Genomic DNA, 23,187 nt, shown 5'->3' with positions numbered 1-23,187 from the left:
TTTTCATGACGCGCGCGACCGCTGCCTTTCGACAATTTCCACGACGGAATCATAGTTAATAGATCCTCTATTTTTGGGGTCCGCACCGGCCGAGACTTCGCCGGCAGCCTGCCCCCACAATCATGTTCGATACCGCAGGGCATCCACCAGCAGCGCGAAAGCCGGCGAATGCTGCCGCCGGCTCGGATAGTAGAGGTGGTAGCCCGGGAAAGGGTCGCACCAATCGGCCAGGACCCGAACGAGCCGGCCCTCGGCCAGGTAGGGCTCGATCAAACCCTCCGGCAGGTAGGCGATGCCGAAGCCGTCCAGGGCGGCCCGCAGCAACATGTGGGCGTCGTTGAACACGAGTTGTCCCTCCACCCTCACGCGAAGCTCGCGGCCGCCCTTCTCGAACTCCCAGGCGTAGAGCCCTCCCTGTGTGAGGAGACGGTGGTTGATGCAGGTGTGACCCGTGAGGTCCTGGGGAGTCCGTGGCTTCGCGCGTCCGGCAAAATAGAGCGGCGTGGCGACGGTCGCCATGCGCATCGGTGGTCCGATGGGCACCGCGACCATGTCCTTGGCGACGATGCCGCCCAGACGCACGCCGGCGTCGAACCGTTCCGCCACGATGTCCGTCAGGATGTAGTCGGTGACCACCTCGACCTTGATGTCCGGATAGTCCGGTAGGAGGCGCGCCAGCGCAGGCCACACGACGGCACCGGCCGCGTAACCATCCGCCGTGATGCGGATGGTGCCGGCCGGCTTCTCGCGCAAGGCGCTCAGTGCCGCGAGGCCGGCCTCGATCCCGTCGAGATGCGGACCCACCGCCTGAAGCAGGCGCTCGCCGGCCTCGGTCGCGGCGACGCTCCGGGTCGTCCTTGTGAGCAGGCGAAGCCCGAGCCGGGTCTCCAGGCCGCGGACGGTCTGGCTCAGGGCGGATTGCGATACGCCCATCTGCGCCGCCGCGCGGGTGAAGCTTCGTTCGCGCGCGACCGCCTGGAAGGCGATCAGGTCGTTGATGCTTTCCCGCGCCAATCCAGAAGCTCCACTAATGACCGCTTGCAGGTTTTAGCGGCTTATCGGCGAAGCCGGCGAGCGATAGTTTGACCCCGTGCACAGGTGGTCGGGCCGCCGGGCCATCATGGTCCCCGGCCAAGGCCGGCCTATCGCACGGCCGTACCGACAGGAGACAATCGTCATGGAGATCAAGCGTTCAGGCTCGCAGGCTTCGGCCAAGGGCCCCACCGACTGGTTCACCGGCACGGTCCGCGTCGACCCACTCTTCAGCCCCAACGAGCCAGCCCGCACCGGCGGCGCCCTCGTCACCTTCGAGCCCGGCGCCCGCACGGCCTGGCACACCCATCCGCTCGGTCAGACGCTGATCGTGACCGTCGGCATGGGGCTGGTCCAGCGCGAAGGCGGTCTCATCGAGGAGATCCGTCCCGGCGACATCGTGTGGTTCCCGCCGGGCGAGAAGCACTGGCACGGTGCCGGGCCGACCACCGCAATGAGCCACATCGCCATTCAGGAGACGCAAGACGGCAGCGCCGTAACCTGGATGGAGAAGGTCAGCGACGAGCAGTACCGCCCATAGGGCCCGCCCCCGAACGCGAGGGATGCGCACCATGCTTCCTGTCTTCGTCGAGCTCGTGTCCGGACTGACACGCCGCTTCTAGGGATCGCGGAACAGGGATGTCCCGGAAATCCGACGAGCCGTTCAACCGGTATCGGTCGAAGCAATGACTCATTAGTTTTACTAATAACCTTATGCAGGTTTCAGCCCCTAATCTTCTGGGATGCGCGCGGTACCTTGGAGCGTATCCGAAGTGTCGGTGTTGCCTTTGGCATTCCGCTTTCGATGAACGGCCCTGAACTGGGTCATCCCCTGCGACAGGCTCGGAGATCGAGATGGGACGTCCTGGAGACCTCGATTTGAACCGGAGAGACCTGATGGTCGGAGCATCCGCCACCGCCGCCCTGGCCGCCGTGCCGTCAGGCGCCCGGTCCGATACCGCAGGCGCCAATCCGGCCGGTGCGGACAAGCCGGTCATGGCGAAAGTGTCGCTGACCGTGAACGGGCAAGGGCGTGAGCTCCAGCTCGACACCCGCACCTCGCTCCTCGACGCGGCGCGCGAGCACCTGCACCTGACTGGTTCCAAGAAGGGCTGCGACCATGGCCAGTGCGGGGCCTGCACGATGATCGTCGACGGTCGGCGCATCAATTCGTGCCTGACCCTTGCGGTGATGCACCAGGGCTCGGAGATCACCACCATCGAGGGACTCGGGCAGCCCAACAACCTGCACCCGATGCAGGCGGCCTTCGTGAAACACGACGGCTACCAGTGCGGGTTCTGCACGCCAGGCCAGATCTGCTCCGGCGTCGCAATGCTCGCCGAGATCAGGGCCGGCATCCCGAGCCACGTCACGGCGGATCTCAACGCTCCGATGCAGGTGACGGACGCCGAGATCCGGGAGCGCATGAGTGGCAACATCTGCCGCTGCGGCGCCTATTCCAACATCGTCGAAGCGGTGACCGACGTCGCCGGGAGGCCCGCATGAAGTCCTTCACCTACGAGCGTCCGAGCACACCTGCCGGGGCGGCGTCCGCCGTGGCCGGGATGCCGAACGCCAAGTTCATCGCCGGCGGCACCAACCTCCTCGATCTGATGAAGCTTCAGATCGAGACCCCGACCCACCTCGTCGACGTGAACGGCCTGGGCCTCGACAAAATCGAGCCGGCCTCGGATGGCGGCCTGCGTATCGGCGCCCTGGTGCGTAATACGGACCTCGCCGCCGATGCCCGCGTCCGGAGGGATTACGGCGTCCTGAGTCGTGCCCTGCTGGCCGGCGCCTCGGGCCAGTTGCGCAACAAGGCGACGACCGCCGGAAACCTGCTTCAGCGGACCCGCTGCCCATATTTCTACGACACCGCCCAGCCCTGCAACAAACGCCAGCCCGGCTCGGGCTGCGCCGCCATCGATGGCGTCTCGCGTCAGCTTGGCGTCATCGGCACGAGCGATACCTGCATTGCGACCTACCCCGGCGATATGGCCGTGGCGATGCGTGTGCTCGACGCCACCGTGGAGACGGTCGACGCGAAGGGAACCGAACGCAACATCCCGATCGCCGAGTTTCACCGCCTGCCGGCCGACAAGCCGGAGATCGATACGACGCTCAAGGCGGGTGAGCTCATCACTGCAGTCATGTTGCCGAAGCCGGTCGCCGGGACGCACATCTACCGCAAGGTCCGCGACCGTGCCTCCTACGCTTACGCCCTGGTTTCGGTCGCCGCCATCATCGGCAAGGACGGCTCCGGTCACGTGGCGTTCGGCGGGGTCGCGCCACGTCCCTGGCGCATCGAGGCCGCCGAGGGCGACCTGCCCCGAGGCGCCAGGGCGGTGACCGACAAGGTCTTCGCCGAGGCCAAGCCGACCCCCGAGAACGCCTACAAGCTGAAGCTGGCCGAGCGCACGCTCGGTGCCGTCCTGTCCGAAGCGAGGGCCTGACCCATGAAGTTCGACACCCCCGCCGGCCAGAACCCCATCGATCGTCTCAAGGTGGTCGGCCAGCCGTTCGACCGGGTCGAAGGCTCGTTGAAGGTCACCGGCACGGCGCCCTACACTTCCGATTGGAGCGATCCGCAGGCGAACCTGACCTACGGCTACATCGTCGGTGCCGGCATCGCCAAGGGGCGCGTCGTCTCGTTCGACCTCGCCGCGGCCAAGGCCGCTCCGGGGGTCGTCACCATCGTCACCCACGAAAACGCCGGTACGCTCGGTAAGGGTGAGTTCTATGCCCAGCGCTTCCTCGCCGCCCCCGAGATCGACCATTATCATCAGGCCGTCGCGGTCGTCGTGGCGGAGACGTTCGAGCAGGCGCGCGCCGCTGCCGCCCTCGTTCGGGTGGAGTATACTCGGGAACAGGGCTCGTTCGACCTTTCCACGTCGGTGGCAACGGCGCCGGTGGCCAAGGCCGGCCAGTTCGGGGGTAAGCCCGAGACCCATGTCGGCGACTTCGATGCCGCGTTCGCGGCCGCGCCGGTCAAGCTGGACGAGACCTACACTACCCCCGACCAGGCGCACGCGATGATGGAGCCGCATGCCACCATCGCCTCGTGGGAGGGCGACCGGCTGACATGCCACACCGCGATCCAGCAGATGAACTGGGGCCTCCGCGACCTCGCCAAGACCCTCGACATCGCCAAGGACAAGATCCGCCTCGTCTCGCCCTATATCGGCGGCGGCTTTGGCGGGAAGGGCACCGTTCAGACCGACCTCGCCCTGGCAGCGGTGGCGGCGCGCGTGGCGGGCCGACCGGTCAAGCTCGCGCTCCAGCGCCCGATGATGTTCAACACCACCATCCACCGACCGGCCACGATCCAGCGCATCTGGATCGGGGCAACGAAAGACGGCCGGATCACCGCCATCGGGCACGACAATCTCAACGGTAATCTCGCGGGCGGAAGGACCGAACCGTCGACGGCGGCGACGCGGTCGTTCTACGCCGGCGCCAACCGGATGACGCGTCAGCGCCTGACGGTGCTCGACCTCGCCGAGGGCAACGCCATGCGGGCTCCGGGCGAGGCGCCCGGCCTGATGGCGCTCGAGATCGCCATGGACGAGATGGCCGAGAAACTCGGGATGGACCCGATTGCGTTCCGGGTCCTCAACGATACCCAGGTCGACCCAGAACATCCCGAGATGCCGTTCTCGACCCGCCCCTTCGTCGAATGCCTGCGCACCGGCGCCGAGCGGTTCGGATGGGATCGGCGCAAGGCCGCGCCCGCCAGCGTACGCGAAGGCCGCTGGCTGGTGGGCATCGGCATGGCGGGCGCGATCCGTGCCGCCAAGATCGCGAAGTCCGGCGCCCGGGTCCGGCTCGACGGGCGCGGCGTCGTCACGGTCGAGACGGACATGACCGATATCGGCACAGGCAGCTACACCATCGTCGCCCAGACCGCAGCCGAGATGATGGGCGTCGGCATCGACCGCGTCGTCGCGAAATTGGGGGATTCCGATTTTCCCGAGACGCCGGGCTCGGGTGGCCAGCAGGGCGCGCCGTCCGTCACCGCGGGTGTCTACGCCGCCTGCGTGAAGCTGCGCGAAGCCGTGGCCCAGAAACTCGGGTTCAACTCGGCCGACGTCACCTTCGCCGACGGCGAGGTCCGTTCGGGCAACCGCGCCGCGCCCCTGGGCGATGCGGCGAAGGCGGGCGACATCGTCGTCGAGGACGTCATGGAGTTCGGCGATCTGTCGAAAAAGTTCGCCCAGCAGACTTTCGGCGCGCATTTCGCCGAGGTCGGCGTCGACGCCTATACCGGCGAGATCCGCGTCCGCCGGATGCTGGCGGTGTGCGCGGCAGGCCGCATCCTCAACCCGAAGACGGCCCGCAGCCAGGTCATCGGCGGGATGGTGATGGGCGTCGGCGCCGCCTTGATGGAAGAGATGGCGGTCGACACCAAGCGCGGCTTCTTCGTCAATCACGACCTCGCCGGATACGAAGTGCCGGTGCATGCCGACATCCCGCATCTCGACGCGATCTTCATCGACGAGGTCGATCCGACCATGTCGCCGGTCAAGGCCAAGGGTGTGGGTGAACTCGGGTTGGTCGGCGTCGCGCCCGCCGTCGCGAACGCGATCTACAACGCCACCGGCGTGCGGGTGCGCGACTATCCGATCACGCTCGATAAGCTCATCGACCGGATGCCGGAGGTGGCTTAAGATCATCTGGGCTGGGCAGTGTGGTCTTCTCCCACCGAGTGCGCCTCCACATTGCATCGATAAGGGGAGGTGCCCTAAGCATCGTCCATGAGCACCAGCATCCACGACGTCAGCGTCCCGATTTTCGTCAACGCCCTTCGCAACATGAGTGTTTGGCTCGACAAGGCGGCATTAGAAATGCCCGAAGCCGAGTTGATCGTCGGTCGCCTCGCCCCTGATATGAAGCCCTTGCCTGCCCAGTACCAAATGGCGTCCGACAGCGCGAAGAACGCCGTGGCGCGGCTCGCCGGGATCGGGGCGCCCGCGATGCCGGATATCGAGACCAATTTCGCCGAGCTCAAAGAACGTTGCGCCAAGACGATAGCCTTCGTCGAGGGCGTCGACCCGGATGCGTTGGCTACAGCCGCGGAGCGTGAGGTTGAGCTGAAGTTCCCGAACGGCATGGGATACCGCTTCACGGGGCAGGCCTATCTCACCGGCTTCGCACTTCCGAACTTCTTTTTCCACGTCACCACCGCCTACGCGATCCTGCGCGGCGCGGGGGTGAGCCTCGGCAAGCCGGATTTCCTTCAACATCTGGGTCCGCCCAATATCCATGCCGGGACATAGGCAACATCGTCGAGCTTTAGAAATCCGGTTGTAGCCGACCTCTGGAATCAAGGAACGCTTGGAGCTTAGACAGCTTCTGCGCCTCCAGGCCGTGATGGACCTTGGCGGGTTGGAATCCGGATGAAGAGGCATGACCTGTTGGCGCGCCGCTTACCGATCCGACGGTTCCGATGATGAATGGGTACTGGTCGCCCGCTACCTGACGCTGCTGCGCGAGGATGCGGGGCAGCGTGAGTTCTCGCTTCGCGAGGCGTTCAGCGGATAGCGCTACGTGATGAAGACGGGGGCACCCTGGCGGTGGATGCCCAAAGACCTCCCACCCTGGGAAGCCGTCTCCCAGCAGGCGCAGCGCTGGCTGGCGGCAGGCTGCTTCGAGCAACTCGCCGACGATCTGCGGGCACTGCTGTGTCTGGCTTCTTGCCGTGATCCCGGTGGTCCTGATCTCATGCGCTTTCAGCGGCTTGTGCAAAGGAAGCGCTGTCGGTTCGCTTGGTGGCGTCAGGCCTCGTCATCCATCCACTTGCGGCTCTCCGCTAGGAGCTCGTCCGAGAACGACGCGTCGTCGACTGCACGCGCCAGAATCAACGCTCCGAGCATGGCCGCGTAGGTGCCGATGGCCTCGCGGCGTCTGTCCTCGACGGTGTCCGGAAGCGCCGTCTCGATGCGAGCAATCTGCGAGCGGATGCCGGCGGTCATGGCCGAACGCGCGGGAGCCGGCCGGAGCCGGACGTCCGCCGCCAGGGCGGCCATCGGGCAACCGCCAGCGGCGTCGTCCCGGTGTGCCGGTGACAGATAGGCGGTGAGGAAGGCGGGCAGACTGCCTCCCGAACCGGCTTTTTCGGCTGCCGCATGCGCGATGGCGTGGGCCATCAAGTCCTCCTTCGAGGCGAAGTGCCCATAGAAGCCGCCATGCGTGAGGCCGACCGCCTTCATCACCTCGGCCACACCGACCGCCTCGAAGCCCTTCTCTCGGAACAACCGGCTGGCCTCCGTGAGGATGCGCTGGCGGTTCTCGCGCATCTGTTCCTGGGTGACCCGCATACCGAAAATATCCCGTCAGGACCGTTGACACTATTATGATCACGATCATATTAAAGGTCAATCATGATCTCAGTCATGAAAATGGCGTTACGCGAAAGGGTCATACCATGCTGACCAAGCCCGCCGTCCTCGTCACCGGCGCCACCTATGCGGACCGGTTCGTGCGGCGCGAGCCGGTGACGATCCCACACCTCCATATCGCCGGCCAATGGAAAGCCTTTCAAGCGGCGCGACAGGCGATGATCCCCGACTTCGGCACCATCCATACGACCAAGCGCTACGCCTTCGCCGCGTGACGTCATCCCATCCTCGGCACGCGGAGTTTCAGCGACCATGAAGGCCTTCATCCTCGACCGTTACAAGAAGAAGCAGCCGCTCCGGCTCGGCGAGATGCCCGAGCCGACGATACGGGACGGTGACGTCCTCGTCGCCATCGAAGCCGCCGGACTGAATCTCCTCGACGCCAAGATCCGCAACGGCGAGTTCAAAGCGCTCCTCAAGTACCGTCCCCCGTTCGTGCTGGGCCACGACCTCGCTGGGACCGTCATCCGGATCGGGCGGAACGTCCGGCGCTTCAAGGTCGGCGACGCGGTCTACGCGCGGCCCCGGGACGGACGGATCGGCACGTTCGCCGAACGCATCGCGGTCGACGAGGCAGACCTCGCCTTGAAGCCGACAAACCTGTCGATGGCCGAGGCGGCGTCCATTCCCTTGGTCGGGCTGACGGCGTGGCAGGCCCTGGTCGAAATGGCAGAGCTGAAGCCGGGCGACAAAGTGCTGATCCACGCCGGCTCCGGCGGGGTCGGCACCTTCGCGATCCAGCTCGCCAAGCATCTCGGCGCGACGGTGGCGACGACGACGAGCGCGGCGAACGCCGACCTTGTCAGGAGCCTCGGCGCCGATATCGTCATCGACTACAGGCGACAGGACTTCGAGAAAATCCTGTCCGGCTACGATGTGGTCATCAACAGCCTGGACGGCGAGACGCTTCGGAAGTCCCTGAACGTCCTCAAACCGGGCGGCAAGCTGATCTCGATCTCCGGGCCTCCGGACCCGGCCTTCGCCAAGGCGCAAGGCCTGAACTGGGTGCTTACGCAGATCATGCGTCTGTTAAGCCTCGGCATCCGGCGCAAGGCCAAGGCACGCGGCATCGACTACGCGTTCCTGTTCATGCGCGCGAGCGGCGCTCAACTGGCGGAGATCGCGACGCTGCTCGAGGCTGGGACCATCCGCCCTGTCATCGACCGGGTGGTGCCGTTCGAGGCGACCGACCGGGCTCTGACCGAGCTTGAGGCCGGCAGGTCCAAAGGCAAGGTCGTGGTCGAACTGCATTCGGAAGGAGCGGCGGCATGAACATGTCGGTCTCCCAGCTTGCATCCTCCCCATCGCCATGGACCGATGCACCAAACCGTAGCGTCACTGCAGCGGGAACGACATTCGCCTACCGGCTGCTCGGACCTTCGGCCGGCGTGCCCGTGGTGCTGCTCAACCATTGGGGCGCCAATCTCGACAACTTCGACCCGCGCATCGTCGACGGCCTGGCTGCGAGCCGGCCCGTCATCGCACTCGATTACCGCGGGGTCGGTGCCTCGGGTGGAGAGGTGCCCCGCACAGTGGCAGAGATGGCCGGCGACACGGTCGCGGTCATCCGCGCCCTCGGGCTGGACCGCGTCGATCTTCTCGGGTTCTCCCTTGGCGGGTTCGTGGCGCAGCAGGTGGCTCTCAGCGAGCCCGCCCTGGTCCGACGGATCATCCTGGCCGGCACGGGCCCCGCCGGCGGCGTCGGCATCGACCGGGTCGGCAGCGTGTCCTGGCCGCTCATCCTGAAGGGGCTCGCGACCTTCAAGGACCCGAAGACCTACCTATTCTTCACCGCGTCCGAGACGAGCCGTCGAGCCGCACGAGAGTTCCTGGAGCGGCTGAAGGAACGCCGGTCGGATCGGGACAGGCCCGCTGGCCTCGGGGTGCTGCTGAAGCAAGTGCGGGCGATCCACGCCTGGGGAAGGCAGCCACCGCAGGATCTCGGGCGCATCGCCCACCCCGTCCTCGTCGCGAACGGCGACCGGGACATCATGGTGCCGAGCGTCAACTCCGAGGACATGGCCCGGCGTCTGCCGAACGCCGAATTGGTCCTCTACGCCGACGCGGGTCACGGCGGCATTTTCCAGAACCACGAGGACTTCACGCGGAAGGCCGTCGCTTTCCTCGACGCCTGAACCCGTCGCGGACAAACATGGAGAATGATGTGCAAGCCCCACGTCCCAAAGTCGGCAAGCTCCTGCTCGGCGGCGTCGCCATGGTCATCGGCGTCACACTCGCCGCGTACGCCTCTCCGGCTTCGATTTCGCTCTCGTCGGTCTCGCGATTCCCTGAGGGCCTGACCGCGACCGCCGACGGAACCCTGTATGCGAGCAGTCTCACGCAGGGCGGGATCGTCCGCGTGAAGGCCGGTTCGGATGTCGCCGAGCCCTGGATCAAGCCCGGCGCGTTCGACACGCGCTCGACGTTCGGCGTCCTGGCCGACGAGCGGTCGGGCCTTCTCTGGGTCTGCTCCAACGATGCGACGCCCCTCGGGGTCGCGGGTCCCAACGCCATCGAGGGTGCCTTCGTGAAGGGCTTCGACCTCGCGACCGGGGAAGGCAAGGTCAGCCTCCCGCTTCCCGCGAAGCCTTCGCTCTGCAACGACCTGACGATCGGCCCCGACGGCGCACTCTACGTTTCGAATACCCTGCAGCCCCAGATCCTGCGCCTGAGCAAGGGAGCATCCGAGCTAGAAGTCTGGGTGCAGGACGACCGTCTGAAAGGCGGGCTCGACGGCCTCGCCTTCGGCCGGGACGGCGCGCTCTACGTCAACACGTTCCTCAGCGGCGAGCTCTTCCGCATCGAGGCGAAGGGGGGCGCGGCCGGAGCCGTCACCAAACTGCGGACCTCCCGGCCGCTCACGTTTCCCGACGGCTTCAAGGCGGATGGAACCGGGTTCCTCATGGTCGAAGGCGCCGGTCCGCTCTCCAGGGTGACCGTCACCGATGACTTGGCGGAGGTCGAGACGGTCAAGGATTTCGCCGGACCGACCGGCTTGGCGCGGGTGGGCGACACCGTCTGGGTGGCGGAGGGCCAGCTCGACTACCTGATGAATCCCGAGAAGAAGGGTCAGACCCCGACCTTCCAATTGCGCGCGGTCCGCGCGCCCTGACGCGCGCCGCGATCATTTCGTTCGAGCGCCCGAGGGCCGCCCACGCGCGTCCGGGCGTGATCGACCGTCGCCGCGCCGTCCGTCGTGCAGTGTCCAGTTCCAGCGAAGGGCAAGGGAAATCATGATCACCATCGTCGCCGAAGCGACCGCCAAACCCGGCCACGAGGCCGCAATCCGCGCCGCCCTGGACGCTTGCGCGCGGCTCAGTCGCGCCGAACCGGGCAACGTCGTCTATCAGCCGCTCGAAGAGGTGGAACGGCCCGGCCGGTTCCTCGTCTACGAGATCTGGCGGGACGAGGCGGCCATCGCCGTCCACAACGAGACGGAACACTTCGGAGCGTTGATCGGCACCGTGAAGCCGCTCTGCGACCATCTCGCCATCCGACGGATGACCGCCTTCCCGGCCGCCTGACGACCGCGACGTCCCGGCATTCGACGTCCGGACTGTCGAGACGTGCAAGCCGCTCGGGGAGCGGCACCCCAAGCGCCCATGACCGCTGCGCTTGCCAAGGTCGCCGCGCCCTGACGCGACTTGATCCCGCTTTCACGAGAAACTTGAGCCATGAGATACGATGTCTTCGGCAGGACGGGCCTGCGCGTATCCGAGATCGCCCTCGGAACCGGCACCTTCGGCACCGGCTGGGGCCACGGTGCGGATGCCGCCGAGAGCGGGCGCATCTTCGACGCCTACGCCGAGGCGGGCGGCAACTTCATCGACACCGCCGACGTCTACCAGTTCGGCCAGTCCGAGGAACTCCTCGGCGGGCTCCTGGCCGGGCGACGCGAGTCCTTCGTGCTCGCGAGCAAGTACACCAGCGGCTCGTCGCCCAACGCCGACCGGCTAGTCACCGGCAACAGCCGCAAGGCGATGGTCGCATCGGTCGAGGCGAGCCTGAAGCGGCTGCGGACGGACCGGATCGACATCTACTGGGCGCATCATCCCGACGGCCTCACGCCGTCCGAGGAGATCGTCCGTGGGTTCGATGACCTCGCGCGTGCCGGCAAGATCCTCTACGCGGGCCTCTCGAACTTCGCCGCCTGGCGCCTGTCCCGCGCGGTCACGGTCGCGGAGATGACCCGGTCCGTGCCCATCGCCGCGGCGCAGTTCGAGCATAGCCTGGTTCACCGCCATCCCGAGGCCGACCTGCTTCCGGCGTCGGAGGCTCTCGGGCTCGGCGTCGTCACCTGGTCGCCGCTGGGCGGCGGGATGCTGACGGCCAAGTACCGGCAAGGTGAGAAGGGCCGTGCCGAGGGGTTCGGCGGAAAGGTGTTCCGGCCCGAGGACACCGCGCAGAGGACAGACATCCTCGATACGGTGCTCGCGGTCGCGGCCGAGCTCGGTGCCACGCCGGATCAGGTCGCCGTGGCATGGGCCGGAACGCATGGCACCGTGCCGATGATCGGGCCACGGTCCCTCGCTCAACTGAAGAGCAATCTCGGCGCAACGACGCTGGAACTGTCGTCGGAGCATCTCGACAAGCTCGACGCAGCGAGCGACCTCGAGCTTGCCGCGCCGCCGCGTCGGAGAATGCGCTGGGGTGCGAACGAGGTCCGGCGTGTCGTGCCCTGAGATCTCGCTTTCGGCAGGCTTCCGAGGAGGGGACCGACCGTGAGGCAGCGGCCTGCCGCCGGATCACGGTCGGTTGCCGCGAGGCAGTCCAGTCCTCTCAATACGCGTCGGCGAACCACGTCGTGTCCCGTCAGGCAAACGTCTTCGCGATCGAGCCGTCCTGCCGGCAGTATGGTGGACCGGATCTCGGGCGAGACAGCGAGCGCTCGACCATCCGCGTCGACGGATCGGCGGCCTACACCGACATCACACGCGGTAGCACCGAGGGCTATCGGTTTAGCCCTGGACTGAAACCATGAACATACCGGCACCGGTCCGATGCCCGATCACGGCCGAAAGATGCCTGACGCTGTCGCGGCATTCCACGGGCCAGAGTTTTCCACCCTCTTACGCAGCAGGGTCAAACGCGATCTGGCCGAAGAAAAAGCCGCTTGTTTGCCAATGGCTTACAGCAGCTTAGGGTAGATGGCGGAGACGGAGGGATTGTCCGAGACCCTCTGCTAAGCCCTTGTTAACCATATAAGTGCTTGGCTTGGCGGAGGATTCCGGGACATGTCTCGGGACATATCGGGGTCATAAGGCCCCTTATCCACCGGAGGACCTCGTGCCTCGCAAGCCGGACCCAAGGAACGCCTATCTGGAGCTTCATGACGGGTATTACCGCGTGAGCATGGGTGTGCCTGCGCCTCTGCGGTCGCTCGTCGGCTGCGCCCGTCTGAAGCAAGGATTGGGCACCAAATCGCTGCTCTCGGCCAACGTCCTGAAGGGTCCCATCGTCAAGGACTTCAAGGCGCGCCTCGATAAGGCTTGGCTTACCCTGGGAGGACGAAAGGGGTCGGAGTTGCAGGAGGCGACCGCCTGGGCAGGCATCCTCGCCCACTCTGGCAAGCCAGGCGATCAGGCGTACGACTACTACGCGGCCGCTCTGCGGGACCGGGAAGCCGAGATATGGTCGGCCGGTTCTCGAACCGAGACCGATCTGGACGAGGATGGTGAGGTCTTCGAGTTCGAGGTGCCCACTCGCGAGGCGAAGGAAAAGGCGGCACAGTTCGGAGCGGTGGCTCGCGGTACGGCCACGCCCATCGCCCTGCATCATCCCGCCTTCATGAAGACCCTGAAAATCAAGGAGCGGTCGCTGACGGACGACCCCAGGGCGCTCAAGATCCTTCTGGAATGGTGCGCGGCTCGGGACGTTCCCCCTTACCTGGAGCGGTTCGACGTCAAGGCCGCAGTCCGCTTCATGGACGAGCTGCAGGACTTCACGGGCCTCGGCTGGGCCACTGCCACGAAGTACCTTGGCCGGCTGCGGCGCTACTGGACCTACCTCGTCCTGCGCACTCCGGTGGACCGGAATGTGTTCGCCGACCTGCACCTGGAAAAGCCGTCCGTCGACCACGACGAGGAGGAGCGCGCCTTCACCGACACAGAGGTCCAGACGCTTCTGATGAGCAAGGCCGACCCCGGCATGCTGGACGTCATGCTGATCGCTGCACTTACGGGCGCCCGCCTGGACGCCGTGATCGACCTTAGGGTCGGCGAGTGCGCCGACGGCTGGTTCACGTTCAAGCCGCAGAAAAAGGAGAAGTCAGCTCGGGACGTCCCGATCCATTCTGCCCTGAAGGCGATGGTCGCCGGCCGCGCCATGGGCAAGGCCCCCGAGGACGATCTCTTTCCGGAATGGCCGGCAGCAGTGGCGAAGGGGTCGATACGGGAGAGGAGCGCCTATTTCTCCAAGCGCTTCACGAAGTACCGACGCGCTCTCGGTGTGGATGAGCAGGTCGAGGGCAAGCGGCGCTCGCTGGTGAACTTCCATAGCTTCCGCCGGTGGTTCATCACCAAGGCCGAGCGGGCCGCGGTCGATGGCGACCTGCTCGCCGCCATCGTCGGGCATAAGCGTTCCGGCCTTACGCTCGGGCGCTACTCGGAAGGCCCCGAGATGGCCGCCGCCAAGATCGCGGTCGCCAAGGTCATGCTGCCTCCGTTGGACGGCAGTCCGGTGACAGAGGCGCAGGCGCTGACGCCGCGCCGACGGAAGACCAGGACGAGCTGAACTATGAAATTGTAGATGGCCGCGGACCGCAGCTGCCCGAAGGCCGTCTGTGATCCGCGTCCTTGCTTCTGTGTTTCAAGCTGCTTTAATGGACGACGGTCCAGAGTTCAGTGAGATCCATTCTCCCGAAGCGATCTTCGCCTTCCGCTCGGCCGCCTGCTTGTCAGCGTGCTCACCAAGTGCCTCGTCCGTCCAATCAGAGAAATCAGGCTCCTCGCGTTCGAAGGGCTCTTCCAACGCGCAGATGATTGGTCCGACGATGAAGGGAAGCTCCCTGTCAAAGCGGAAGTCCAGGCTCGCGCGGTCTTCATCGTCCACGCAATCCGCGTAGAGTCTGGTCATCTCCAGTTCGAATGCGCGTAGCTTAAATTCGTAATAATCATCTGCGGCTTTAGACAGCGTATCAGCCATCTCGTCGATCTCAGATGCCTTCAGTTTGCCTGCTGGCTTATCAGACTGTCTGAGCGTGCCCGCACTCGCAGCCGGTATGAGGTTGGATCCCCCAGCGACGAGATATAGCCCTTGATCGTCCGAAGTGTTGGCCTGTCCAGTCGCCTCATACAGAACGACACCCTGTTTGGCCAAACGCTCGGCCACCGAGGGCATGCCAAAGGAGTTCAAGGCGTCGACCGTGCCGTCCGGGTGTCTGGCAACTTTGCCGGAAACTTGTCGGAAAGTGCCCTGATGGGGCCCAGAAACACCCGTTTTCGCCCGTTTAGGCCCGATGAAAACGCTGGTTTCCTGAGGAAGCTCGGTGTCGGGATTTGCCCCTAATAACCCGGATTTGTCGGGATCCTCTAGGGAAGCATGCACGGAAAGAGGGGTCTTGTCGGGACCTTGTCGGAACAACAAGCCACCCGTCCGAAAATCCAGATCGCGCATCATGGCCTCGGTGGCTACCTTGGAGCGCAGATAGAACTCCGGCAGGTACTCGCCATACTTGTCGTTCGTATCATCACGCTCGAAGGCATGACCCTGCCAGAGGCGTCGCTCCTCCTTGTCGATCTTCCTGCAGCCGTAGTGCACGTGCGCTACGCGCAGCATCGTCGCGATGTAGTCGCGGATGCTGCTCGCCTTCAGTCTGGGAAGGTCGAGTCCGAGGCGGACCTTTCGGATGCGCTCGCCAATCGAGTCCGCTGATAGTGCGACCCAATCCCCATCACCCCACGATTGGATTTCCTGGAGTGCAGACCAAGCCACAGGAAGCGAAGGTCGGATCTTGTTCGGCACCTCCTCCCTCTCATCCGGATTGAGGTGAAAGACGCCATCGACCAATTGCGCGCTTGTGGCTTCGGCTGCAGCTTCGACGCGGCACCCGAAAGCAAGCATAAGAACGAACCACCGGCGAACCGGTTCATCTGCGGCGAAAGCGAGAAGCAGCTTGACTAACTCATCACGCTTCGGTGCGTAATTATCGGCCTTGGGGCGGGGCTGGCGAACGATCTTGGCAATTCGCGTTCCCTTGCGGATAATTTCCGGCCTGAACTTTGACTTGATGATGTTGTGCATGTCTGGCTCTGCAGCCCAGGTAAATGCACGCGACCACAAGGATGCCATGGTCGAAATAGAGCTGACCTTGTATCCGCGAGATGCAAGGTGGTCGAGTACCTCGTGCTGCAAAGCCGGCGTCAACTTAGAAATCTTCGTGTTCTTCAGCAGTGCCGCGAAGGTAGGCTCCATCATTGTCCAAAGCCGATGAATGTAATTGAGCCTCTTTCTCTGAGATCGCATCCATGGCTTAGTAGCTGTGCCTTCAGGCGCGGGCATCAGTGGCGGCAGCTCCTTCGGAAAAGTATTCACGAATTCAAGAACGATATCATAAACGATAGGGTCTCCCCCTAAATACTTTTCGTCAATACCGTTCGCGTAATTGATAACCTTCTCAATCGCTAGATTTAATTCTGTCGTGTAGAGTGAGTGTCGAAGCGTGTCTTGCTCGACCGGGCAGTACCACCAGACGTACCAAGTCTTGCCGCCATTCTTCTTGATGCCGTATTCGCGGTAGGTCCAGTCGCAGTCCTTGACGGTGCATCGACGCTCCGTGGCTGACACTTCGCGGGGGCTTGAACGCTTCGGCATGGTACGAAATCCTTTTGGGTGGCGGCATTTACGAAAGCCACAAGCTCCGTCAGCCGGTACCAGATCATTCTCTTGCGCCGCAGATAGCCAATACGGTGGTCCTGTCGGGCGCGTCGAAGTTCCTTGTCTTCAAGCAGTTTACCGAAACGACGATATGCCTCCGCCTCGTTAATTAGCTCTGAGACTGACCATTCCGCGATAGAAGTTTGGTTGAAAGGTTCTGATGATACATGGTTTATAGTTTCATCACTCAGCCCTTGCTCCGTGTGGGCAGAGTGGGGCATGACGTTGGAGTTGTGCTCAGCCATTGGTTTCAATCTCTCAGTGTTCGTGCCGAAGACGAAAAACAGATTGATTTTATGTGACCTAACTATTGGTTATTACCATTGTTGCGATCACATGCTAAAGTCTAATCAAAATATATATGCGGTTTGATTTGAATGCATGCTGCCGTCTGGCCGAACTTGCTTCGCGACGGGTCCCGCCTGCCGGAGGCGAAATGCGCTACCTAGGCAACGGGTGAATTGGTAATGGGAAATGTAAGACGTTACCTTCGACCTTTTTCCGAAGGCGAGACTCCAGCGCGGCCTCCTCCGCGACCTGCATGCCGAGGTCGAGCTCAACCAGGACGGCGCCGATCAGGTCGTCGAAGGTCTGCGGGTCGTGATGGAGGGCGCGTCTTGCCCTCAACAGGCCGAGCATGACCTGCGCGATGCGCTCGTCGGAGTCCTCAAGCATTGGGACCTCCCCTGCCGGACTTGCGATCCTGCTTGTCGCCAGCCATCGGCGAGCCGGCGATGATCGCGCGGACCTCGGCCCCGCTCATGACCCGGCGTTCGACCAAGCGTCGAGCGATCCGGTCGATGACGTCGGTGTTACGGCTCACCAAGTCGCGGCTGATCTCGTACAAACGGGAGAGGTCGTCCTCAACCAGGCGCCTGAACGCGGGGTCCACCCGAAGTAGCGCCAACGCGTCCGCCTGGTCGCCTCGGTAGAGCAAACTTTGTCCCAGTCCCCACGAAGCGTGCTTCCCGGCCACTAGCGCTGTGGCGTGCGCCAAGTCAGAGCCCGAACCGCCTGCCGAGCCCGCAGTGACCGCATCCCACTGCTGATCGGCGGCGCGACCGGCCAAGACGCTGACGATGAGTGCGTCGAGGTCGGTTACCGACATCACTGACGTGTCGTTGTTGAGTCGGCTTAGGGTTCGTCCTGCAAAGGCCCCCTGGGCGACCAGAGAGACCGTTCTGACGTCTCCGACAGCTTGGGTCTCCAAGATCACCGCGTGACTGGCTTCGTGCCTTGCAACCGAAAGCTGCTGCGCTGGCGTGCGAGTTTCCGGTGGAACGATCCGACCGATGAGGTCCGCCAGGTTCATCTGGCGCTTGCCCGCCAGGGCGACCATACGGGCGCCCCCAACCCACCCGGCGATGTCAGCCCCGGTTGCGCCGATGCCGATGGCTGCGATAGGCCCGAGATCCTCGTTGGCGAGGTCGTCCACGAGGTGCTGGCGCAGAATGCCCTCGATGGCGTCCTCATCCGGCAGGTCGATCCTCACGACGCGGTCGAGGCGTCCAGGCCGCACGAGGGCGGGGTCGAGCCTTTCCGGGAAGTTGGTCGCCCCGATGATGACAAGCCTCGACGCCGGGCTCGATACCGCACCATCCAATGTCATCAAGACGTGATTTACAACAGTTACCCAGTAGTCGCGATGACGACTATCGCAGGTCTCTCTATTTGGCAGGCTATCTAGCTCATCAATGAGCAAGACGCCCCCGTTTTGAGATGCTTCTAAAAATACCTCGTCGACCTTCTTGCAAATGTCGTTGAGATATCCGTTCGTCTGAGCGAACCACGAGGACACGCTTGTCGCAGTAATACGTACGCCGAGCGACTTGGCAATACTGCGCGCTAGCGATGTCTTGCCTGTTCCGGGCGGGCCGGCCAGGATGAAACGCGTCGCCGCCGGCCATGGCGCTCCACGCCGATGTGCCTTGACGGCCTCAACCAAAGCCTTGGCATGATCTCCTGCTGGCCCATAACCACAGGTATCCTCGACGAGGGGAACGTCGGCAAGGTCGGAAGAGGCTGCCCGCTTCGAGGCCGAGGCTGCCTTGAGTCGTCGGACGCAGTCCCGGGGCGTGCTGCCCTTGCGGATGCAGCCTGTGATCTCGTCGAAACCCAAGCCCTGGACGATGTCGGCGGGTAAGCGGCCGGCACGGCGCCCGGTGACGAGCCGGATTGTCGCCCGGAGAGCCTTCGGGGTAGGTGGCTTCAGCTCGATGCGGAGGTCGGCAGTCGTAATGAGGGCGGCAGGCAGGTAACGCTCGGGCGCGGTCGTTACGCCAACGACGCTACGACCCGCCCCTAAAGCGGAAGCGACGAACTCCCCGCCCATGCCCGACTTGTCGCTGACCTTGCTCGAACCGCTGCGCTTGATCACCTCGGTCCAGGCCCGCATCGACGTGAGGGCATGAGCGATGGGCCCGATCCAGTCCGGTCCCGGAACGGCCACCACCAGCGCGAGGCTCGGCGGCGCTTGGATGCGGGCGAGGACCTTTGGCGGCAGCATCGCATGCAACATGCTGATCGCGAGCACCGTGCTGACGCTCGCCGTGGCCAGCACCTCCTCAGGCGTGGACGGCTTGGTCTCGTCGGTGGGCTCACCGTCCTGCGGATAGCCGTCGTCGTAGGCGTCCTCGAAGTCTCGGTTGGCCTTCCGGGGAAGGCTCTTGAGGATGCTGGCGGGGATCTTGGTCTTCTTGGTCATGGCGGCCTCGTAGGGCCGCCGCGCGCATGCGCCGGTCAGGCCCTGGGATGGGTGTCGGGAAGGGGTGTGGGAAGGAGGCTCGGCGAGCGTTTCGGCTGGCCGGCGAAGCGCGGTATCTTGAAGACGGTCATGGTGATGTCCTGGTGGGAGGGGGTCAGCCTTCGGGGAGGTCGTCGCCCTCGGTAGGGCGACGCTGGCCCCAGGGCGTGCCGCTGAAGTCGGTCGGCCAGGAACCGGTCCGCTCGGCGACGCGGCGGCCGCGGGCCTCTGCCTCGGCGTGGGCGGCGCGCGCCACGACCAGGATGGCGTCGCGCAGGGCGGCCCGAAAGACGGGTTCGTGGAAGCCCCTCATGATGAAGAGCCGACGAAAAAGTTCGCCCACGAGGTCGTCGTTGGTCCGGGTGTCGTCGTCGATGGGATGTGTTGTCATGGCGGCCTCTGACGCGGGCCGCCGGGGCGCTGGATGCGCGCCGCCTAGGCCCGGGTGATAGGAGAGGTGGGAAACGTGGCGCTGCCTGAGGGCAGGCGAGGTTTCCATATGAGGCGGCCCAGGGTCACGGACGGGTGTCTCTGTTCGACAGGGTGCGGAGGGCACCAGCTTCGTGGATTCACATTGAATCGCAGAGCTTATACGTCAAGGCCAGGGATTCGAAAGATCTCGCATCTGTGTAGTTTGAGCTGATGGGGCCTGTGGGGCGCTGTGGAAGATACCCCAAAGTCCAGGGTAATTTTCGACATTCACGCCCGTCGACCTCCAACCCCTACGCCGTCTTGTGGTTAACAAGCTTCGGTGACGGCGGGCACGCATCGCGACTTCGAGGCACCCTTTGAGGGCCGCTCCAAAGATCCGAATTGTGCACCCAAAGTTTCGCGTATCGGCGGTTTAGGGGTCGACGAAAAAGGCCGTCCTTTGCTGGGCGGCCTTTGAGATGAGGTGGGCCGTACCACCTTTACTGCTGCCGTCTCTAAGCCGCCAACCGGCGCATCGGGAGCGGTTTAGGCCGGTTCTATGCCGGATTGTTATAAGCCTTAGAGGATTTAGTCCTCTAATTCCGCCCGTGCTTCCGCCCGACATGTGATGGACCGTGCCGACCCCGGTTGCGGTCGCAATCGCGCGCAGTCCATTCGCCCCTAACGGGCCTGCGCCATCGCCGGAGCGAAGACGCTATGAAGTACCGCAAGCTTGGAAATTCCGGCCTGTCCGTCTCGAACCTGATCCTAGCGCGTGTTATGAACCTGTCATCAGTCGTTCTGCCTGTTTCAGCATGAGACAGACGAAGGCGACCATATGAAGTCCTGCCAGCGTGCTGGCATAACGTTCGTAATCCTTGACCAGGCGCCGACAGCGCGTCGCCCAGGCGAAGGACCGCTCCACCACCCAGCGACGCGGCAGCAGGACAAACCCGCGTTTGGCCTCGGGCGCCTTGACCACCTCCAGGGCGATACCGTGTTCCTGGGCCGCGTCCGCCGCCCGCGCGCCGGTGTAGCCCTGATCGACGAAGCCCGTCTCGACGCTTCCGCCCGTCTCCGTTTGCACCGCGCCGGTCAGGCGATCGACCTCGCCGCGATCGTCGGCATCGGCCGGGGTGACATGCAGCGCCACCACGTGGCCGGGCGTGTCTACCGCCAGATGCACCTTCGAACCCCGCTTGCGCTTGGCCCCGTCGTAGCCCGCCCGCTCGCCGCTCTCGGGCGAGGACCGCAGCGTTCGGCTGTCCAGGATCACCGCCGACGGCTCCGGCTCCCGGTCCCCCGCTATCCGTAGAACCGCCCGCAGGTCCCCGGCCACATCGGTGAAGCACTCCGCAGCCAGCCAGCGCTGCGTCTGCTGGTACACCGCCGCCCACGGCGGCAGGTCGTGCGGCATGAACCGCCACGGCGCCCCCGTCTTCACGATGAACCGCAAGCCGTTGAACACCTCCCGCAACTCGTGGTCGCGCTGACCTGAACTCTCCCGCAACAACGCCAGATACGGCGCAACCAGCGCCCATTCCTCATCGGACACGTCAGAGGGATAGCCGGCACGACCTTCGCTCATGCCCAAAAACGCAAACCACACCCTTTCAGTTCATAACAGCCTCTAGGGACCATGGGGTTGGGCACCGAGACGGACGAGACAGAATCCTTCGCGATCCTCGACGCATTCTTCGAGGCCGGTGGGAACGGCATCGACACGGCCGACGTGTACGGCAAGGGTGCGTCGGAAGAGCTCCTTGGCCGTTGGCGTGCAAGCCGTCCGAGCGACGTCACGGATCGAGCCGTGACACTGACCAAGGGCCGGTTCGGGACGGGGCCGGACGTCAACGACGTCGGGACCTCCCGCCGCCATCTCCATCGCTCGCTGGAGACGTCGCTCCGCCGGCTGAAGGTGGAGACCATCGACCTCTACCAGCTTCACGGCTGGGACCCCCTGACCCCGGTCGAGGAGACCATCGCCTTCCTCGACGCCGCGACCCGCGCGGGCAAGATCCACCACGTTGGCCTGTCCAACTTCACCGGCTGGCAGATGCAGCTCTTCCTCTCGACCGCCAAGGGGATGGGGGCCCCCGTACCGGTCACCCTGCAGCAGCAGTACAGCCTGATTTACCGTGAGATCGAGTACGAGGTGATCCCCGCGGCCCTGCACAACGCCGTCGGCCTGCTGCCGTGGTCGCCGCTGGCCGCCGGCTTCCTCAGCGGGAAGTACGTGCGGGGCGGCGCGTCCTCGGATGGCCGCCTGGCCGCGGACAATCCCATGGTCCAGCACCAAGCCAAGCAATTGCACGACAACGACGCCAAGTGGGCGACGCTCGACGCCGTGAGGCAGGCCGCCGAGCGGATCGGGGCGACGCCGAGCCAGGTCGCTCTCGCCTGGGTGATGGCCCAGGCATCCGTGACCGCCCCGATCATCGGCGCACGTACGATGGAGCAGTTGCGCGACAACCTCGTGGCGGCGAACCTCGTCCTGGATGCCGACGTGACCGAGACGCTGTCGCAGGTGAGCGCCCCCAGGCCGGAGGATTACCCCTACGGCCGCTTCGGAGCCCTCCAGCGGGAACGCTATATCGACTCAAGCGAGCAGGCCCTTCGCGAGCTCTGAGCGGTCGATGCGACGGACCGGAGCCGCCTTGTACGACTCCGGTACGATGCTTTGCTTGGTTCGTGCGCCCGGTGACACGTCTCGCGCGTCATCCCCCTGGGATCGCACGACGCCTCGTCCCGCGCGCTGCCGCTCACCCAAGGACACCACCTTGCCCAAGATCACGACATCCGTCGACTATTCCGACCGCGACGCCGCCATCGCCATCAACTCGTACACGACGGTCCTTCGCCACCCGAAGGTCCCGCACGAGCTTTTCGCGACCTACTGGCGGGACGTTCACGGCCCCTTGTGCTCGCGGATCCCCGGGCTTGGCTGGTACGTACAGACACACCTCTCGCGCGAGCAGGACGCCCGTCTCTGGCCCGCGATGGAGGGTATCAGGCCGTTCCCGGACTACGACTTGGACGGCGGCGTCGAGATCGGCTTCCACTCAGCCAAAGACCAGGCCGCATTTAACGAGGCATGCCCGATCCTGTTCGCGGACGAGCAGAACATGTTCGCCGCCACCGTCGCCTACGCGCTGCCGAACGGGTCGACCACGTTGGTAGACCGGGTCGCCGAACCCTCCCCGAACGCCGACGATGGGCTCGACCGCATCCACCTCCACCTCGGCGCCGTCCACGACGATGCGGCGGCGTTCGGCGACCGCGTCGGCCGTCTCGCCCAGGCGCTCGCCGCCGAGGAGGCGGTGCTTCGGCTCCGCCTTCACCTGCCGGATGCCTACGACAACGCCCACCCGGCTCCCCCGGCGCCCAACGTGGGGCACGAGGTCCCTGCCGAACGGCGCCTCGTCGCGATCCTCGACATCGCATTCGCCTCGCCCCTGGACCGGAGCACCTTTTACGCCTCCGATGCCTTCATCCAGGCCGCCGAAGGCCTGAAGGCGGACATAGCCTTCGCCTCCCCGTTCGCGGTCAGCGGTGTCTATACGTATGTCCGCGACAAGCAGCTCACGCTCGCCGGCCTGCGGGGTAGCCGTCCTGCTCAGCTCATCGAAAGGCTCGGTGCCCGGAACCAAGTCGCCGAGGATGTCCGGCACCTGCTGCACACCGGCAAGCTTCTGGGTCGCTGACGACCCAGGCCGGGACGCTCATAAG

The 23,187-nt window shown here is 64.8% G+C and carries 21 protein-coding genes and 2 pseudogenes; 16 read left to right on the top strand and 7 right to left on the bottom strand.

Annotation, left to right across the window (positions count from 1 at the left end; translation table 11 throughout):
* Positions 1-120: 120 nt before the first annotated feature.
* The gene (locus A3OK_RS0110495; protein WP_019904821.1) at positions 121-1,014 is read right to left on the bottom strand and encodes a LysR family transcriptional regulator; all 894 of its coding nucleotides are present in this window, start codon (positions 1,012-1,014) and stop codon (positions 121-123) included.
* 163 nt (positions 1,015-1,177) lie between these two features.
* Between A3OK_RS0110495 and A3OK_RS0110490 the strand changes: the two genes are divergently transcribed.
* From A3OK_RS0110490 to A3OK_RS23575, 6 genes and pseudogenes are all read left to right on the top strand, one after another.
* Positions 1,178-1,573, top strand: a complete 396-nt coding sequence (locus A3OK_RS0110490) for a cupin domain-containing protein (protein WP_019904820.1) — start codon at positions 1,178-1,180, stop codon at positions 1,571-1,573.
* A gap of 356 nt (positions 1,574-1,929) precedes the next feature.
* A complete protein-coding gene (gene paoA / locus A3OK_RS0110485; protein WP_019904819.1) occupies positions 1,930-2,538 on the top strand; it encodes an aldehyde dehydrogenase iron-sulfur subunit PaoA in 609 nt (202 codons plus the stop codon).
* Complete coding sequence (locus tag A3OK_RS0110480) at positions 2,535-3,485, top strand: xanthine dehydrogenase family protein subunit M (RefSeq protein ID WP_019904818.1); 951 nt, start codon at positions 2,535-2,537, stop codon at positions 3,483-3,485. Before paoA ends, A3OK_RS0110480 begins: the two co-directional genes overlap by 4 nt.
* Positions 3,486-3,488: 3 nt before the next feature.
* Positions 3,489-5,699 carry an aldehyde oxidoreductase molybdenum-binding subunit PaoC gene (gene paoC / locus A3OK_RS0110475; RefSeq protein ID WP_019904817.1) on the top strand — a complete coding sequence of 737 codons (2,211 nt, stop codon included), beginning with the start codon at positions 3,489-3,491 and terminating at the stop codon, positions 5,697-5,699.
* 87 nt (positions 5,700-5,786) lie between these two features.
* Complete coding sequence (locus A3OK_RS0110470) at positions 5,787-6,308, top strand: DUF1993 domain-containing protein (protein WP_019904816.1); 522 nt, start codon at positions 5,787-5,789, stop codon at positions 6,306-6,308.
* Positions 6,309-6,438: 130 nt separating this feature from the next.
* Positions 6,439-6,738, top strand: a pseudogene (locus tag A3OK_RS23575) (transposase); the annotation flags it as partial.
* A gap of 68 nt (positions 6,739-6,806) precedes the next feature.
* Here the strand turns inward: A3OK_RS23575 and A3OK_RS0110460 are convergent.
* A complete protein-coding gene (locus A3OK_RS0110460; RefSeq protein ID WP_019904814.1) occupies positions 6,807-7,349 on the bottom strand; it encodes a TetR/AcrR family transcriptional regulator in 543 nt (180 codons plus the stop codon).
* A 158-nt stretch (positions 7,350-7,507) separates the two neighbouring features.
* Here A3OK_RS0110460 and A3OK_RS0110455 point away from each other — a divergent pair.
* The 8 genes and pseudogenes from A3OK_RS0110455 to A3OK_RS0110425 all read left to right on the top strand — a co-directional run.
* Positions 7,508-7,645: pseudogene (locus A3OK_RS0110455) on the top strand (SDR family oxidoreductase); the annotation flags it as partial.
* A 37-nt stretch (positions 7,646-7,682) separates the two neighbouring features.
* Entirely contained in the window at positions 7,683-8,702 is a 1,020-nt protein-coding gene (locus A3OK_RS0110450) for an NADP-dependent oxidoreductase (RefSeq protein ID WP_019904812.1), read from the top strand.
* Positions 8,699-9,565 carry an alpha/beta hydrolase gene (locus A3OK_RS0110445; RefSeq protein ID WP_026597117.1) on the top strand — a complete coding sequence of 289 codons (867 nt, stop codon included), beginning with the start codon at positions 8,699-8,701 and terminating at the stop codon, positions 9,563-9,565. The genes A3OK_RS0110450 and A3OK_RS0110445 overlap by 4 nt, the downstream gene beginning before the upstream one ends.
* Positions 9,566-9,594: 29 nt before the next feature.
* Positions 9,595-10,542 carry a hypothetical protein gene (locus tag A3OK_RS0110440; RefSeq protein WP_155911996.1) on the top strand — a complete coding sequence of 316 codons (948 nt, stop codon included), beginning with the start codon at positions 9,595-9,597 and terminating at the stop codon, positions 10,540-10,542.
* Positions 10,543-10,663: 121 nt separating this feature from the next.
* Positions 10,664-10,954, top strand: a complete 291-nt coding sequence (locus A3OK_RS0110435) for a putative quinol monooxygenase (protein WP_019904809.1) — start codon at positions 10,664-10,666, stop codon at positions 10,952-10,954.
* A 150-nt stretch (positions 10,955-11,104) separates the two neighbouring features.
* The gene (locus A3OK_RS0110430) at positions 11,105-12,112 is read left to right on the top strand and encodes an aldo/keto reductase (protein ID WP_019904808.1); all 1,008 of its coding nucleotides are present in this window, start codon (positions 11,105-11,107) and stop codon (positions 12,110-12,112) included.
* A 122-nt stretch (positions 12,113-12,234) separates the two neighbouring features.
* On the top strand, positions 12,235-12,411 hold the full coding sequence (locus tag A3OK_RS23965) for a hypothetical protein (RefSeq protein WP_155911995.1): 177 nt from the start codon (positions 12,235-12,237) through the stop codon (positions 12,409-12,411).
* 305 nt (positions 12,412-12,716) lie between these two features.
* Positions 12,717-14,162 (top strand): DUF6538 domain-containing protein, encoded by a 1,446-nt coding sequence (locus tag A3OK_RS0110425; RefSeq protein ID WP_026597116.1) that lies wholly within the window; start codon positions 12,717-12,719, stop codon positions 14,160-14,162.
* Between the two features lie 75 nt (positions 14,163-14,237).
* Here A3OK_RS0110425 and A3OK_RS0110420 read toward each other — a convergent pair whose 3' ends face one another.
* The 5 genes from A3OK_RS0110420 to A3OK_RS0110400 form a co-directional block, all read right to left on the bottom strand.
* Positions 14,238-16,241, bottom strand: coding sequence for a hypothetical protein (locus tag A3OK_RS0110420; protein ID WP_155911994.1), 2,004 nt, complete (start codon positions 16,239-16,241; stop codon positions 14,238-14,240).
* 504 nt (positions 16,242-16,745) lie between these two features.
* On the bottom strand, positions 16,746-16,979 hold the full coding sequence (locus tag A3OK_RS0110415; RefSeq protein ID WP_019904805.1) for a hypothetical protein: 234 nt from the start codon (positions 16,977-16,979) through the stop codon (positions 16,746-16,748).
* The gene (locus A3OK_RS22670) at positions 16,972-19,008 is read right to left on the bottom strand and encodes an AAA family ATPase (protein ID WP_019904804.1); all 2,037 of its coding nucleotides are present in this window, start codon (positions 19,006-19,008) and stop codon (positions 16,972-16,974) included. Before A3OK_RS22670 ends, A3OK_RS0110415 begins: the two co-directional genes overlap by 8 nt.
* Positions 19,009-19,162: 154 nt before the next feature.
* Complete coding sequence (locus A3OK_RS0110405; RefSeq protein WP_019904803.1) at positions 19,163-19,438, bottom strand: hypothetical protein; 276 nt, start codon at positions 19,436-19,438, stop codon at positions 19,163-19,165.
* A 798-nt stretch (positions 19,439-20,236) separates the two neighbouring features.
* Entirely contained in the window at positions 20,237-21,046 is an 810-nt protein-coding gene (locus A3OK_RS0110400) for an IS5 family transposase (protein WP_019904802.1), read from the bottom strand.
* Positions 21,047-21,097: 51 nt separating this feature from the next.
* Between A3OK_RS0110400 and A3OK_RS0110395 the strand changes: the two genes are divergently transcribed.
* Positions 21,098-22,087 (top strand): aldo/keto reductase, encoded by a 990-nt coding sequence (locus A3OK_RS0110395; RefSeq protein WP_036302237.1) that lies wholly within the window; start codon positions 21,098-21,100, stop codon positions 22,085-22,087.
* Positions 22,088-22,238: 151 nt separating this feature from the next.
* Positions 22,239-23,162, top strand: a complete 924-nt coding sequence (locus A3OK_RS0110390; RefSeq protein WP_019904800.1) for a hypothetical protein — start codon at positions 22,239-22,241, stop codon at positions 23,160-23,162.
* The last annotated feature ends 25 nt before the right edge of the window (positions 23,163-23,187 follow it).

The sequence above is a fragment of the Methylobacterium sp. 77 genome, assembly GCF_000372825.1.
Lineage (GTDB): Bacteria > Pseudomonadota > Alphaproteobacteria > Rhizobiales > Beijerinckiaceae > Methylobacterium.
The sequence above is the reverse complement of the archived record's forward strand: the minus strand, read 5'-3'. Positions and strand labels throughout refer to the sequence as shown.

Bases quoted from the DNA above. Each gene is read 5' to 3' on its own strand.
- A3OK_RS0110490 (WP_019904820.1), top strand. From the start codon at position 1,178: ATGGAGATCAAGCGTTCAGGCTCGCAGGCTTCGGCCAAGGGCCCCACC.
- A3OK_RS0110480 (WP_019904818.1), top strand. From the start codon at position 2,535: ATGAAGTCCTTCACCTACGAGCGTCCGAGCACACCTGCCGGGGCGGCG.
- A3OK_RS0110430 (WP_019904808.1), top strand. From the start codon at position 11,105: ATGAGATACGATGTCTTCGGCAGGACGGGCCTGCGCGTATCCGAGATC.
- A3OK_RS0110450 (WP_019904812.1), top strand. From the start codon at position 7,683: ATGAAGGCCTTCATCCTCGACCGTTACAAGAAGAAGCAGCCGCTCCGG.
- A3OK_RS0110445 (WP_026597117.1), top strand. From the start codon at position 8,699: ATGAACATGTCGGTCTCCCAGCTTGCATCCTCCCCATCGCCATGGACC.
- A3OK_RS0110435 (WP_019904809.1), top strand. From the start codon at position 10,664: ATGATCACCATCGTCGCCGAAGCGACCGCCAAACCCGGCCACGAGGCC.
- paoA (WP_019904819.1), top strand. From the start codon at position 1,930: ATGGTCGGAGCATCCGCCACCGCCGCCCTGGCCGCCGTGCCGTCAGGC.
- A3OK_RS0110470 (WP_019904816.1), top strand. From the start codon at position 5,787: ATGAGCACCAGCATCCACGACGTCAGCGTCCCGATTTTCGTCAACGCC.
- A3OK_RS0110420 (WP_155911994.1), bottom strand. From the start codon at position 16,241: ATGCCGAAGCGTTCAAGCCCCCGCGAAGTGTCAGCCACGGAGCGTCGA.
- A3OK_RS0110460 (WP_019904814.1), bottom strand. From the start codon at position 7,349: ATGCGGGTCACCCAGGAACAGATGCGCGAGAACCGCCAGCGCATCCTC.
- A3OK_RS0110400 (WP_019904802.1), bottom strand. From the start codon at position 21,046: ATGAGCGAAGGTCGTGCCGGCTATCCCTCTGACGTGTCCGATGAGGAA.
- paoC (WP_019904817.1), top strand. From the start codon at position 3,489: ATGAAGTTCGACACCCCCGCCGGCCAGAACCCCATCGATCGTCTCAAG.
- A3OK_RS0110395 (WP_036302237.1), top strand. From the start codon at position 21,098: ATGGGGTTGGGCACCGAGACGGACGAGACAGAATCCTTCGCGATCCTC.
- A3OK_RS0110415 (WP_019904805.1), bottom strand. From the start codon at position 16,979: ATGCTTGAGGACTCCGACGAGCGCATCGCGCAGGTCATGCTCGGCCTG.
- A3OK_RS22670 (WP_019904804.1), bottom strand. From the start codon at position 19,008: ATGACCAAGAAGACCAAGATCCCCGCCAGCATCCTCAAGAGCCTTCCC.
- A3OK_RS0110405 (WP_019904803.1), bottom strand. From the start codon at position 19,438: ATGACAACACATCCCATCGACGACGACACCCGGACCAACGACGACCTC.